Genomic DNA, 13,917 nt, shown 5'->3' with positions numbered 1-13,917 from the left:
ACTCATATGACAGCTTTGTAAGCTATCGGTCAGATTCCCACGGATAGAGAGAAGCGGACGTCCGGGTGATCGGGCATTGTCATGGCCATGGTAGACACACCTATCATGCGGCCAACGCTGACGTTGGCGGTGAATGCCCTGCCCTGCATCTTTACTGAAATCTGGCCGGCGCTGGCCTTGCCGTGGCTGTACGCCTGGGCCAGTGAATAGGGGATCCAGCCCTGCAGTACCGCAACGTTAACGCTGGAAACCACCCCATCCAGAAATGGCATAGGCCAGGTCGGGCTGGCGGTGCCCAGCCGAAGCCAGCCACCCTCAATCACCGATACCGACTGGCCGTTGAACCCGCTGAACAGGGATGGCCCTGCCACGGTAAGGTATTCGGACGACGGCAGGTCTTCATCGGCGAACTGATATCGACCGTTAGCCGTCCAGTTCCAGTGAAACACTTCACGCTCAAGGGAAGCCGAAACCGCCACCTTGTAAAAGGCGCTCTCGTCCGTGAAATCATCGTGCAGTGGATAGTCTGTTGAACTGAATTCGCGGCCGCTAAGCGCCAGAACCCGTGAGCTGAACAGCAGGCCCGCCATCAGCTCGCGGCCACAGTTTGCCTCTACGCCAAACGATGAAAGCTGATACCGGGACTCTGAGACCTTGGCATCACGCTCAAAGGACTCGCTATCCAGGCCCCGATGTCGCGCTATACCGTCAAACGACACCCCAAACCGCGAGAACAGCGGGCGCGTGGCCCCCAGCCCGATAACACGGGATTCACCACTGGCATTGAAGCGCAGGGAACCGCTGCTGACGGCATGATCATAGCGGGACCGTCCTGCCTCAACCTGCACCTGGTTCAGCCCTGCCGGCAAACGGTACCGGAAAGAGGCGGCGCTTGAATCCGTTTCATTCCGATAGGATCTGGCATCACGGTAACTGAAGCCGATGGCATCACTCTGGCCCAACAGCCGATCAGCCGCTAGGCCGACGGAGCCATGGCGCCCTACATTATCCAGCTCGGTTTTGCCGGAAAACTTCAGCCATGAGGTGTCCTGGCCGGCGTAAAGGGATTGGCTGATCGCGCACCAAATCAGTGCAAATAAAAGGGTCAGTTTCACTGTGTAGAGTTCCGTCGGATAAACCCTGCCGCCCAGAACCGTGGCAGCAAGCTATTCTTAAGAATTTGTCATGCGAACGATATTTTATAAGACGCCATTAATCCAGCCTCAGTTGCCAAAAATTACACAGTTAATGTTCATTAAATACAAGTAGTTAAGCGACTCTTTGAAGGTTTTTTCTAAGAAAATCAACGGGCCGCTATCAGGGTGACGCAGTTCCCTTTTTTACCAATCTATACAATTCCTGCCCGGGGTCTCCATTCACAGCAACAACTTGGTTACACTTGGCACACTTCGTGAGTCAGACTTCATGGATGACTGACTTACCAGAGGCCGTGACTTACGCGAACAAAAGGATGACCATCATGATCAAGAAGTGTCTTTTTCCTGTTGCCGGATACGGCACCCGATTCCTGCCGGCCACCAAGGCCATGCCCAAGGAAATCCTGCCGATTGTGAACAAACCGCTGGTTCAGTATGGCGTGGAAGAAGCCGCCGAAGCCGGTTTTCACGAGTTCGGTTTCGTCACGGGTCGCGGTAAACGTGCCATCGAAGATCACTTCGACATCAGCTATGAACTGGAACATCAGATTGCAGGGTCGGGAAAGGAAGACCTGCTGACCTCCATTCGCGACCTGATCCACAACAACTCTTTCGCCTTTACCCGTCAGAACGAGATGAAAGGCCTGGGCCATGCCATTCTGACCGGCCGCAACCTGGTAGGCGACAACCCCTTTGCAGTGGTACTTGCGGACGACTTCTGCGTTACAGAGCCCGGCACTGACGGCGTTCTGGCGCAGATGGTGAAGCTATACAACCAGTTCCGCTGCTCGATTGTCGCCATTGAGGAAGTACCCGCCGATGAAACCCACAAGTACGGTGTAATTGCCGGCGAAGCCATGAAGGATGGCCTCTACCGGATCACCGATATGGTCGAGAAGCCCAGCCCGGACAAGGCGCCCAGTAACCTGGCCATCATCGGGCGCTACATTCTGACGCCGGATATTTTCGACATCATCGAGCGTACCGCCCCGGGCAAGAACGGCGAAGTACAGATTACCGATGCGCTACTGGAGCAGGCGAAGAATGGTTGTGTTCTGGCTTACCAGTTCAAGGGCCAGCGTTTTGACTGCGGCAGCATCGATGGTTTTGTTCAGGCCACCAACTACGTGTATGAGAACATCTACAAGCAAGGCAAGTAGGCAGGTGTGGGCCTAGCGCCCCAGAATCTGCAGTATCATGCGCCGGTTCTCAGCGGAGGTTTTACGGAACCGGCGCAGCAGTTCAGCTTCTTCATCGGACAGCTGGACCCGCTGAATTTCCTGTTCCAGCTGTTTAAGCGCTGTGGACAGGTCATCTCCCCGGCTAAACGCCAGTCCAGGCAGTTCAAGCTGGCCGGTATCGCCGGTGTCGTCCAGATCCAGCACTTCATCCAGAGCCGTTTCCGTACGTAGACAGAAATCCAGCAGTTCCATCACGTTGGGGTAGGCCCGCTGGCGACTATCGCTGGCTTCCCAGGTGGCGACTGTATCTTCGTTAACGCCACAGATGCTGGCGATGTCCTCCCGGGTGAGTTGCGCGGTCTCGCGAATCTGCCGTAAACGGCGATGAAAGCTTTGCAGATACCGCATGACAGGATAGCTCTCTCTGGCTGGTTGGCATTCTGGAGTGAATCAATCCAGAAATGTAACGTACATTAAGCGATACGCACAATCTGGCGTCAACGAACGAACGGCCAAACGAAACACAATAACCGGATATTGAACCAATGGCTGCACAAGCTCTGGATACCGCCACCGCCTGGCATCTGATTCTTCAGGCAGTGAACCGTCACAATGCCACCCTCACCACCGGTGCCGATCACCACCGTGCTCTGGACATTGGTGAGAACGGTGATTGGCAGTTGCGTGTCCCTGCAGATTCGCAGGCCCGCCAGTTGCTTAAAACGTTTCTGCCATTGTGCCGCCACCTTCCTGAGAGCGCTGCCCCTATTGTGGTCGGGCAAATGGGCCAGAGCCTTGACGGTCGGATTGCCACGGTGACTGGCGCGTCTAAATACATCAATGGCGATGGTGGGTTGCTCCACCTGCATCGCCTGAGAGCCGTCTGTGATGCGGTAATCGTGGGCGCCGGCACCGCGTCGGAAGACAACCCACGGCTGACCGTGCGCCTGGCCAGCGGCCCCAACCCGGTCAGGGTCGTGATTGACCGCCGCCGACGGGTTCCGGACACCCACGGTATCTTTACCGATGAACAATCTCCCACCCTGCGCCTTGTGGCGGGTCGCTACCAGCCCGGCGAGAAGCTTTTGCCCCGAAGCGGAGTGCTGGACGTGCCCTGTCTTGGAGACGAAGCCAAAACCGATCCGACCGAACCCCATCGCATTCTGGAAGTACTCGGGGATTTCGGCCTGCGCAGGCTGTTTATCGAGGGCGGTGGCCTGACGGTATCCGGCTTTCTGAACGCCGGCCTGCTGGACCATCTTCATGTGATGGTAGCGCCGATGATCATTGGCAGCGGGCGGCCAGCGTTTTCACTGCCGGAAATTGAAAAACTGGACAACGCCCTGCGCCCGGCCGCCAACATGGTCGACCTGGGCAGCGATATGCTGTTTGATCTGGATTTCAGCCAGCGCCCGATGGCCGACTGAAGACAAACAGGCTGCCCGGCAGGCTCGATAGCAGCACGGCCAGGCCATACCCTACGCTGAGTGCCACGCCCTGCTCCGCAGGCAATCCCGCCAGCGGCCACAGTACCGCTGCTGCGCCCTCCCGAACACCCCAGCCTGCGACGGTCAGGGGAATGACCATTGCCAGCAGCAAAAGGCTGCAAAGCGCCAGCAGGGTCAGTGTTCCGGTAATCGTCAGGGCGTCATCGGCACTGGATGCCAGCAGCCAGAAAACAGCCAGGTAGCTGGCGACGACCAGTAGTGATGAGCCGATCTGCAATGGAAACACGCGGGGACTCAACAGCCCTCGATAGATATCCCGGCCCAGGGCCGACAGATAATTCTGCAATCGCCGCCAAAGCCGCCTGCCAAACACCAGCGCCAAAGTGACCGCCGCAAACGCCAGCAAGAGCCCGCCGCCCATTCCATTGCCCCACTGATGATCGGGCAGACGGAACTGCGGGTGATTGGCCGCCAGCCAGACCCCGGCACAGAGCGCTACCACAAACATCGCCAGTTGCCCGGAAAGCCGCTCGATCATCACCCCGTGCAGTGCTGCCGCCCGTTGGTCGGAACCGCTGCCATGGCGCAAAGCCCGATTGACATCGCCCAGCACTCCACCAGGCAGACACTGGTTGAGGAAAGTGGCCAGATAATATTCCCGAACCGCTGCTCTCATTGGCAGCTCCAGCCCCAGGCAACGGGCGGTAAACCGCCAGCGCCAGGCAGACAGAGCAACCTGGGCGATGGACACCAGAAGCGCCATCCCGACCGCCATTACCGAGAACCGCGACAACTCTTCGATCAGCCGTTCAGTATCCAGCACCCACACCAGGATGATTAATACAAAGGCGGTCAGAGCCCAGCGCAGGGCCGGCGGCATCCGGAACCGGAGGCCCTGGGTCTCAGGCATGGACTGGCCAGCCGAACAGATCGTGATGGGCGACGGTGATGGTCAAAAGCCCACGGTCAGCGTCGCGAAGCCGGTCCGCATGCCACTGTTCAATACGCGCCCGTTCGGCCGGGCGTTGCTCCAGCGCGGCTTCACACCAACCGGCCATCAGTGCCGCCTGCAGCTGCTGTTCAGTGTGGCCCAGCACCCAGGGGCTTGGCTCAACGGCCACGTCGAATCCCCTGGTTTCAAGCTGCTGTTTCAGATAACCGGTTGCCTCCGGGCCCATGGCTGCGCCGCTGCCTTTGTCCCCGTGTTGATGATCATTCACCAGGGACCGCAGCAGGTCATCATCCGGGTGCTCAGGACTTAACTGAAACTCGCCGGCGTAACTCAGCACGATGAACACCCCGGCCCGGCGGGCCTTTGCCGCGTCTGCCAGGGCATCCAGCCAGTTGGCGGAGGTCAGATCGATCAGCGCCGAAGCAGTAATGAGATCGGCCTGATGGGGTACGAGTTGGCAAAGGTTGCCCGCCTCCAGGGTGCATTCCAGAACTTCAACCCCGGCCACTTTCGGGCGCAGCCGCGCACTGGCTTTCGCCAGCAGCCCGGAGTCCTGATCCAGCAACGTCCAGTGTTGAGGCTGGCTCAGCCTTTCGCTGAGATATACGCCGTTGGACCCGGCACCGGCGCCAAGATCGGCGATCTGCAATGGCTCTTCTGCCGGATTCTGGTCATTGCCGCCAGACTTCTGCAGCCAACCTATTAGCCGTTCCAGAAGCGTCGTGTTACGCGCCTTGTGGTCTGCCGGTTCCCGAAGCACCAGCCATTGCTGGTCGAACTGGCTGTGATCTCTGGTGTCATTGAGGTTGGCGGTATCCTCCATGGCCGCCATGGCGCCGATGAAATCCGCCGCGGCGTCTGACCAGCGTCGGACCGACTCTCCGCTGTGCTGAGCGGCGCTGGTCATCCCCTGCAGCCATTGCCTGTCGGTCAGGCAACTGTCCAGGCAGTCACTCAACTCCTTCACCGAGCCCGCCGGATACTGGGCAATACCCGGGCGATCGCCGGTGGCAGCCAGAGCCCCACCGTCGCTAGTAATGATCGGCAGCCCGGCGGAGAGGGCTTCATCAATCACCATGCCGTAGCCTTCGTACAGCGAAGGCAACACAAACAGGTCGGCAGCGTGGTAGTGGTCCGCCAGGGCGGCGTCCCCCAACTCCCCTACCATACTGATACGCCGGGAAAGGCCCAGGTCCTGAATCTGGCTGACAAGCTGCTGGCTGTAGTCCGGATCGCGTTCCGTCGACCCCACAAACGTGCAGTGCCAGGACAGATGCTGAAGCCCTGCCAGCGCCTCAACCAGCTGGTGCTGGGCTTTGCGCGGCGACAGGCTGGCTACACACAGAATCTGCAGTTCGCCGCTTTGCGGCACAGTCCTTACCGTTCGCCGGGATGTTGCGACGGTATCTGCGCCAGGCTCGATCACCCGGATCGCGCCCGCAGGAACCTGGAAGTGCTCCAGTCGCTGCGCTGTGTGCCTGCTGGTGGTAAGCACATGGTTGACGGCGGCCAGGGCCCGGGTTTCGCTTTCATGTAGAAACGCCCGATCCTGTTCGCCAAGACCGGTTTCATCGGCGAGGGGATGATGCACCAGCGCAATCAGTCGCAGACGAGCAGCGTGTTTTCCGACCACCGCTGGCAAACCGCCCATTGCCAGACCGTCCAACACCACCGTAGCGCCGTCTTCACAGGCTGACAGGGCGCTGTCCATGGCCGACTCCGCTACTGAATCGGCAATCGGAAACTGCCCTTCCAGGCCCTGCACCCGCGCCGGCTGGCCGCCTGCATTCAGCGCTTTCACCAGTTGAGCCACATACCGGTAGCCCCCGGTTCTCTGCTGTGGGTCACCGGGTACCAGAAACAGCACCGGCTGGTCGCCCTTGACTGCCATGATCAGAGTTCGCCGTGGTAACTGGCCCAGGCCACGTGAGACTCACCCAGGGTAACCTTGATTCCGCAAAGGCCTTTACCGGTTTCGCCCAAGCGTCCTTCGTGGATGGCTTTCTCCAGACGGTCAAACACGGTTGCCGCCATGAATTCGGTGGTGGTGTTGCGTCCGGCAAGTGCGGGCAGCTCGTCCAGATTCTGCATGTTGAATTCAGCCAGCACCGAAGACAGAACTTCCGATGCCAGGCCGATATCAACAATCAGGTCATCCTGATCCAGAGCCTTGCGCTCAAAGGTTACATCGACCACGTAGGTGGCCCCGTGGAGCTTTTGCGCCGGGCCGAACACCTCGCCCTTGAAGCTGTGGGCGATCATCATGTGGTCTCTGACCGTGAGTGAAAACATACCGGATTCCTTTAACTGTTGTGAGTGTGCAGGTGCAGGTTAAGTCATCAATAGATTATGCGATGGCACAGGGTATCCGAAGCCTTGGGCAGCCCTGGCTCGTCGGCCTTTCCGGACAGGCTGGCCATAACTTTGGGAAGCTCCTGAAACGGGCTTTCACCAGAGATAAGGCAGTCCAGCTGCGGGTCGCGCAATAGCCGCAACGCCAGTTGCATGCGATCCGGATAATCCCAACGGGGTTTCTGATGCGGGTTCAACTGTCCGACCTGACTGGAACGAATCGTCAGACGGCGGGAATGAAACGCCTTGCCCAGCGGCGCCGGCACCGATTGTTCGCCGTACCAGCTCATTTCGATGATTCTGGCCTCCAACGCGCATAGAGAGAGTGCCGTTTCCAGGCCGGCGGGATGACCGCTGGCGTGAAACACCAGGTCATGGTCATCAGACCTGGCTTCGGTGGCAAAATCCAGGCCCAGGCCTTCGGCGGTAGCGCGCCGCCCCGGGTTCACGTCGATGGCGGTCACCCGGGTACCGGGAACCCGGCTGGCCAGCCAGGCCACCAGGCACCCAACCACTCCAAGGCCTACTACGGCGATTCTCTCACCAACCCTGGGCGCTGCGTCCCAGAGCCCGTTAACCGCCGTTTCCATATTGGCCGCAAGCACCGCTCTTTCTTCCGGCAGGCCCTCGGGCAGCAGATTCAATGCCGAAACCGGCACACCAAATTTTTCCTGGTGGGGAAACAGCGTAAACACACTTCGGCCCTGAAGCCCCTGTGGCCCGTCGATCACCCGGCCCACGTTGGCGTAACCGTATTTGACCGGAAACGGAAAATCTCCCTCCTGAAAGGGCGCCCGCATTGACTGGAACTCGGATTCGGGAATCTGGTTGGAAAACACCAGTGATTCCGTGCCACGGCTGATTCCGGAAAACAGTGTCCGCACCGTGGCGGTACCGTCTGCACCGGGTAGATTCAGCCCTGCCGGGCCTATCTTTCCCTGCCCTGGGCCGGTGACCCAGAATGCGCTTGTCATCATACTTTCCCTTTGTTTACGTTTTTGCGCCGAACCGCAGCCTGCCAGCTGCCGTATACTCAACCATACGCCAACACCAGTGATACGCCAGGGGTTCACGATGGATTCCCGAACACACAGATTCCACACATCATTGATGGCAGACCTTTTTCTGGCTGCCCTGCTACTGCTTGCGGCTGCGGCGGGGCTGGGCCGTGTGTTTGATCCGGCACCCCTGTTCTACGGCCTGGTTATCGGGCTTGGCGCTGCCACCGGCATTGGCGTGTGTCGCTTCTGGCCCGCGGGCGTTGATTTTGGGCTGGCCAACCGGGTAACCCTGGCCCGGGGTATGCTGGTTTTGGCGCTGGTCAGCCTGGCTCCCTTTCTCACCAACCTTACGTATTCCTCATCCGGGAACTTGCTCTGGCTGTATGTGTCACTCTGCTTGATAGCGCTTGTTCTGGACGGCGTTGATGGCAAGGTTGCCCGGGCCACAGGAACCGAGACCCGCTTCGGTGCCCGCTTTGATATGGAGCTGGACGCCCTGTTCATACTCGGCCTTTGCCTTGCGGTTATGGCCCTGGAAAGAGCCGGGGTCTGGGTACTGGCGCTGGGGCTGATGCGCTACGGGTTTGTGCTGGCGGGGGCAATCTGGCCTGTTATCAATGGCACCCTGCCAGAGAGCTTTAGACGCAAGACGGTCTGTGTCTGGCAACTGGTGACTCTGATGGTTGCACTGCTGCCCATAACACCGGACGCCCTGGCTTTCTGGTCCCTGCTGCTGGCACTGGCTTTACTGTGTTACTCATTCGCTACTGACCTGCGCTGGCTGTACCGGGCGCAGGAACAGAACCGGAACACCGATCAGTAATTACTGAACACCCAAGGAGAACGTCATGACCCGAGCAAACAGCCATTTCGCCAGATACACCGCTGCCCCCGTGCTGGGTATTGCCATGGCACTTGGCGCCGGCCAGGTTTCAGCAGAGCCCGTGCCCTACATGGTAGACGACGAGCATTTTTCCATGGCCTTTGAGGTTCAGCACATTGGCTATGCGCCGGTCATGGGGATGTTCCGGGAGGTCGAAGGCAAGTTTAAGTACGATGAAGAGACCAGAGAGCTGACTTCCGGTTCGCTGACGTTCAAGGCCAAAAGCGTGTTCACCAACCACGACAAACGGGACGGCCACCTGCGTAATGCCGACTTCCTGAACACCGATGAGTATCCCGAAATCACCTTCACGATCACCGATTTCGAAACGACCGGCGAAAATACCGGTATCGTCACCGGCGACCTGACCCTGCTGGGCCAGACCCGACCTGTGGATGTGGATGTCACCCTCAACAAATCCGCTGAATACCCTTTCGGCCATGAGGAATACACTCTGGGTTTCACCGCAGAAACCTCGTTCAAGCGTAGCGATTGGGGCATGACCTACGGCGTCGATAACGGCATGGTGGGCGATGAAGTAAAGCTGCGTTTCGGTTTCGAAGCCATCCGCCAGTCTGACGGCTGGTTTGACTGAACCGAGCCACCGGGGAAGCTCCCGAGGAAATGTGAACCAGTTCACAGCCCGGCTACAGAAGTTTACATTCAGGGCCCGGTTCTTGGCTTTCCGGGCCGGTTCACTCTAGTCTTTCTAGAACAATAATAATGGCGCCCGCGCCAGAAAAGCTAACTACAAGGATTTCCGAATGCCTGTACGCCTGCTGTTGGCTGTCGCATTCATCGCGTTGTGTACCGTCGGGATTGGTTTTTACCTTTCCGCGGAAAACACCGGCCGGTTCGCCTGGCTGACCGATGCCCTCCCCGGACAGGCCACTGCCAGTCAGACGACGTCATCTCCGACAGCCGCCTCAACCAATGTTCCATCACAGGCACCACCGCCCACTGAACCACCGGATAACGCATTAGGCTTCATGCTTGCCAGCGCAGCGCAGCAATACGCCCAGGATATCCGCTACCCCGCGTATTCGCTGCCATTGACCGAAGCCCAGGCCGAAGGGTATCAGGGCAACCGTTTTGATCCTGTCGCGCTGCCACTGCCCGGCGATGGCACCTTTACCGTCACTCTGGAAAAATTCCGGTTTGTTGCGGACGAGCCGATACTGGTGGCGGCTTCGGTAACCGGTCAGCAGGTCGTGTCTGACACCATGACCGCATCGCTTGAGAGCGCCGCCAACCGGGACATACTGGAGTCTGGCGCACTGGCCCGCAGCGCCGATGGCTTTTATGAGGGGCAACTGACCGCCGCCAGTGAACCCGGGGAATATCGGCTGATCGTTGAAGCGCGCATTGACGGCGACACCGTGCGCCATGCATCAACCCTGACGATCGAACCTTATCTGGGCGACTTCAAAGGCCTTGGCGATCCCGATATTCGCAACAATGACCTTGTAATCCCCGTTCATTTTGACGCTGAAGCACCCGGATACTATTCGCTTTCGGCCCAGCTGCTCGATAACGGTCGTCCCATTGCCCTGCTGAATGCCGAAAAACGCATGGACGGCTCAAGCAACACCATCGACCTTCGCGCCCACGGCACAGTGTTGGCGGGAAAACAGGTGGACGGCCAGCTTCATATCCGTCATCTGCAGATCCGCCGATTGCCAGCTCAGCCGGGCGACCGAACCGATTACGGCTTCGGACCGGACGAGGGATACACATTCACGCCGCCGGACCTTGAGTCCCTGACTGATACTCCGGCGAGTGACCCAGAATCGGAACAACGCGCTGCGCTTTTTCAAAAGCTGGCAGACAGGTTCTGATCGCGGTGCGCCCGCGCCGGCACTGCGCCGGAAAAACGTCTTGTAACAAAAACAAAGCAATAAGACGGAGCAACACTATGAAAACAAGAACAGGAAGTGCCTGGAAGGCTGCACTTGCGGCCGCCGCCATGACCGGCGGATTGTTCGCGGGTAACGCCAGCGCTCAGCTTGCCGGACACAACGTTATTCTGGTCCATGGCTTTCAGAACCAGGATCTGGCTGATCCACCCACCAACCTTAACGAAGTGAAAAGTGCCGGAGCCGACTACTGGCGGGATTTCTGGCTGTCGCGCTCGGATGCCCGGATCGATTGGGGCAGTAACAGTCGGGTTGAGGGGGGCATCGCTCAACAGGCTTACATTCAGCTGCAGAACATCAGCCGGCAGGGTCTGTGCAACAACTTCTGTATCGTGGTTTCCCACTCCACCGGCGATCTGGTAACCCGTTACCTGCTGGAAAACCAGGCGCGCTGGTTACAGAACCTGGGGCTTCAGCCCCTGAGAATCCTGACCACCATTGATTTCGCCGGCGCGGGCGGAGGCACCGAGCTGGCCAACCTGGCGCTCAGCGTTGCCTACAACGACAGCTGGTACAACTGGCCTGTGAAGCAGGCCGTTCGTGCCTTTACCGGCATTAATCCGCAACCCGGTAACCTGGGTGTGCTGAATGACCTGCAGACCAACGTCGCCCGCAATCTGGCCATCAGCCCGAATAACATCCCAAGGCTGCGGTTTGTGGCGGGTGGCTCCCCCTTCCTGGGTATAACCAAGCCATTCATTTCAGGCACTGACGACGGCGTGGTTCCCACCCACTCTGCCTGTGGTGCATCCACCAGTCGGGCCATTGATTCATGCACGCCGAGCCTCAGCCTTGCGGGCAAGGTTTCAAGCCAGACCGCGCCTTCAGCCCGTTACGTTAATCACTACCCGATTCTGATGAACGAAGGGGCGACCCACAATGGCGTTCTGGGTTCTGAAACCGGCAACATCTCGGTACCGGTGATCAACAACTTCACCCTGAGCAACCTGCGGGTTGATTTTGCCCGCCGTACTTACAACGTGCGCCCCTGGTGGCAGTGGTGGGGCTCTGGTGATCAATACGTCGAAGTCCCCGGCTCTGACCGGACTGACATGTCCTCACTGGTTTACAACACACTCAACAACTAGGCACTCAGGCTTTACTGCCAGGGAAAGGCGCCCGGGCTCAGGATGAGCCGCCATCGCCCCGCTCCTTCGCCCTTGTGCCCAGCTCAGTACAGGTATACCGCCGACTCGTCTGTAAATGCCTTTGGAGCGCCTACCGCAAGCGTATTGTTGTCATCAGCCAACTGCACGCTGGTGCCGAACCGTGCAGATTCCTGGGTGTCCGATGCGTTGATATACGCCTTTTGGGACCAGACTCCTGAACGGTTAACGAAGAGATAGACCGCGCCGCTGCCTGGCGCACTGTCGTTGTTCTGAGCATCGTCAATGCCGGTCGCACTGCTATCTTCCCCGGCGGCCCCGGCTGCCAGCAGAGTGCCGTCGCCTGACAGGGCAAGCCCATCACTGAAACGATCATTCTGACCGGTGTTCGATGGCTTGACATAGGCCTGCTGGTTCCAGAGTACGCCACTGCGGCTGAAAAGGTAGACTGCTCCACTGCCAAGGACACTGTTATCAACCTGCGATCCATCGACGCCTGTGGCGCCACTGGCTTCACCATACGCGCCCACGGCAAGGGTATCGCCATCATCCGACAACGCAACAGTCCGGCCAAAATTATCATCGGACTGGGTATTTGATGCCTTGATATACGCCTGCAAGGCCCAGCTGCTGCCGCTACGAGTGAATACATTGACCGCCCCGCTGTCGGCGGCAAGGTTGTTATCAGAGGTTGTGTCACACCCAAAAAGAGGCGGACAGGCTCCGGTCACATCACTGTCCTCAAGGTATGCGCCAACGGCTAGCGTGTTACCGTTGTCCGATATCGCCAGGCTGTGACCGAATCGATCAGTCTCCCCAGCGTTCCTGGCCTTGAGGTAGGCCTGTTGAAACCAGTCACTGCCGGAACGGGCGAACACATAAGTGGCGCCGGCGTTGCTGGTGTCATCGTTTATCTGGGATGTGCCGTTGCTGTCCTCAAGAACCGCGCTCGCGGCAAGGGTATTGCCATCCCCGGACAGCACCAGGCTGTAGGCGAACTGGTCGTTGACTTCACCATTGGAGGCTTTGAGATAGGCCGCCTGCGACCAGTTGCTGCCGCTGCGGGTAAACACGTAAGCGGCACCGGACCCAACCATAGCGTTGTTTTCCTGCGCGCTGTCACAGCCAGTTTCGCCAGTCACACAGGTGCCGCTTGCGTTGCTGTCCTCGAGATACGAGCCCACCGCCAGCGTATTACCATCGTCAGACAGGCTGAGGCTGTGTCCAAAGTAGTCCCCGGCTTCGGCATTGAAGGCTTTCACGTAGGCCTGCTGCGTCCAGTCGCTGCCGCTGCGGGTGAAGACATAAACCGCACCAGCGTCGGTCGCGGAATCATCAGCCTGGGCAGTGGCGCAGCCACCATCGCCCGGGGCACAGGTGCCGGTAGCACTGCTGTCTTCCAGATACGCCCCCACTGCCAGAGTGTTGCCATCCCCGGAAAGCGCGGCGCTGAAGCCGAAACGGTCGTCACTACCGGCATTGGATGCCCTGACCTGCCCCACTGCAGTGGCCAGATTGCCAGTGACAAATACCTCGTCTGAATCGGTACAGCCGTCGGCGTCACAGGCCTGAAGAATATAGCTGGCGTTGATGCGCTCAGGCAGGAAAACGTCAAGATCATAACTGGTCGTATCTGCCGGAATGATGGCAACTTCCGCGAAACCGGATGCGCCATCGGGATTTTCCAGCAGCCGGTACTCGGTTTCGCCGGATACGTCTGACCAGTTGAAGCGGAAAAGCTTGTCTGGCGTTGGCGTGAGAGAGACGTTGAATTCAGCTTCTGGTGCCGGGCCTGGATCTGAACCTGAGCCCGAACCTGACCCGCCGCAGGCGCCAATTCCCAGAGCCAGCAACCCAACCAACCCAGACCGAACGAATGCTAAGTCCATATCGAAACACCTTCCTTTGTGACATCGGTCTG

The 13,917-nt window shown here is 58.9% G+C and carries 13 protein-coding genes; 6 read left to right on the top strand and 7 right to left on the bottom strand.

The window, feature by feature from the left end:
- Positions 1-29: 29 nt before the first annotated feature.
- Complete coding sequence (locus E5Q11_RS02900) at positions 30-1,115, bottom strand: ShlB/FhaC/HecB family hemolysin secretion/activation protein (RefSeq protein ID WP_135801883.1); 1,086 nt, start codon at positions 1,113-1,115, stop codon at positions 30-32.
- A 365-nt stretch (positions 1,116-1,480) separates the two neighbouring features.
- Between E5Q11_RS02900 and galU the strand changes: the two genes are divergently transcribed.
- A complete protein-coding gene (gene galU / locus E5Q11_RS02895; protein WP_135801882.1) occupies positions 1,481-2,317 on the top strand; it encodes a UTP--glucose-1-phosphate uridylyltransferase GalU in 837 nt (278 codons plus the stop codon).
- Between the two features lie 12 nt (positions 2,318-2,329).
- Here galU and E5Q11_RS02890 read toward each other — a convergent pair whose 3' ends face one another.
- Positions 2,330-2,746, bottom strand: coding sequence for a helix-turn-helix transcriptional regulator (locus tag E5Q11_RS02890; RefSeq protein ID WP_135801881.1), 417 nt, complete (start codon positions 2,744-2,746; stop codon positions 2,330-2,332).
- A gap of 137 nt (positions 2,747-2,883) precedes the next feature.
- On the opposite strand from E5Q11_RS02890, the gene E5Q11_RS02885 reads away from it, so the two are divergent.
- On the top strand, positions 2,884-3,765 hold the full coding sequence (locus E5Q11_RS02885) for a RibD family protein (protein ID WP_135801880.1): 882 nt from the start codon (positions 2,884-2,886) through the stop codon (positions 3,763-3,765).
- Here E5Q11_RS02885 and E5Q11_RS02880 read toward each other — a convergent pair.
- Genes E5Q11_RS02880 through E5Q11_RS02865 form a run of 4 tightly spaced genes read right to left on the bottom strand, consistent with a single transcriptional unit; the run spans position 3,740 to position 8,064 of the window.
- Complete coding sequence (locus E5Q11_RS02880) at positions 3,740-4,696, bottom strand: lysylphosphatidylglycerol synthase transmembrane domain-containing protein (protein ID WP_135801879.1); 957 nt, start codon at positions 4,694-4,696, stop codon at positions 3,740-3,742. The genes E5Q11_RS02885 and E5Q11_RS02880 overlap by 26 nt on opposite strands.
- On the bottom strand, positions 4,689-6,629 hold the full coding sequence (locus E5Q11_RS02875; protein WP_135801878.1) for a glycosyltransferase: 1,941 nt from the start codon (positions 6,627-6,629) through the stop codon (positions 4,689-4,691). Before E5Q11_RS02875 ends, E5Q11_RS02880 begins: the two co-directional genes overlap by 8 nt.
- A gap of 2 nt (positions 6,630-6,631) precedes the next feature.
- Complete coding sequence (locus tag E5Q11_RS02870; protein ID WP_135801877.1) at positions 6,632-7,030, bottom strand: 6-pyruvoyl trahydropterin synthase family protein; 399 nt, start codon at positions 7,028-7,030, stop codon at positions 6,632-6,634.
- 47 nt (positions 7,031-7,077) lie between these two features.
- A complete protein-coding gene (locus E5Q11_RS02865) occupies positions 7,078-8,064 on the bottom strand; it encodes a zinc-dependent alcohol dehydrogenase (protein ID WP_135802413.1) in 987 nt (328 codons plus the stop codon).
- Positions 8,065-8,164: 100 nt separating this feature from the next.
- On the opposite strand from E5Q11_RS02865, the gene E5Q11_RS02860 reads away from it, so the two are divergent.
- From E5Q11_RS02860 to E5Q11_RS02845, 4 genes are all read left to right on the top strand, one after another.
- A complete protein-coding gene (locus tag E5Q11_RS02860) occupies positions 8,165-8,914 on the top strand; it encodes a CDP-alcohol phosphatidyltransferase family protein (protein ID WP_135801876.1) in 750 nt (249 codons plus the stop codon).
- 85 nt (positions 8,915-8,999) lie between these two features.
- Entirely contained in the window at positions 9,000-9,569 is a 570-nt protein-coding gene (locus E5Q11_RS02855; protein WP_135802412.1) for a YceI family protein, read from the top strand.
- Positions 9,570-9,738: 169 nt separating this feature from the next.
- A complete protein-coding gene (locus E5Q11_RS02850) occupies positions 9,739-10,812 on the top strand; it encodes an AsmA family protein (RefSeq protein WP_135801875.1) in 1,074 nt (357 codons plus the stop codon).
- A gap of 77 nt (positions 10,813-10,889) precedes the next feature.
- A complete protein-coding gene (locus E5Q11_RS02845; protein WP_135801874.1) occupies positions 10,890-11,978 on the top strand; it encodes a hypothetical protein in 1,089 nt (362 codons plus the stop codon).
- Between the two features lie 83 nt (positions 11,979-12,061).
- Here the strand turns inward: E5Q11_RS02845 and E5Q11_RS02840 are convergent, their stop codons facing one another.
- Complete coding sequence (locus E5Q11_RS02840; protein ID WP_168215595.1) at positions 12,062-13,885, bottom strand: integrin; 1,824 nt, start codon at positions 13,883-13,885, stop codon at positions 12,062-12,064.
- Positions 13,886-13,917 lie beyond the last annotated feature (32 nt).

The organism is Marinobacter confluentis, from assembly GCF_004785685.1.
In the GTDB taxonomy this organism is placed as follows: domain Bacteria; phylum Pseudomonadota; class Gammaproteobacteria; order Pseudomonadales; family Oleiphilaceae; genus Marinobacter; species Marinobacter confluentis.
This window is presented reverse-complemented; position numbering and strand designations above follow the sequence as displayed.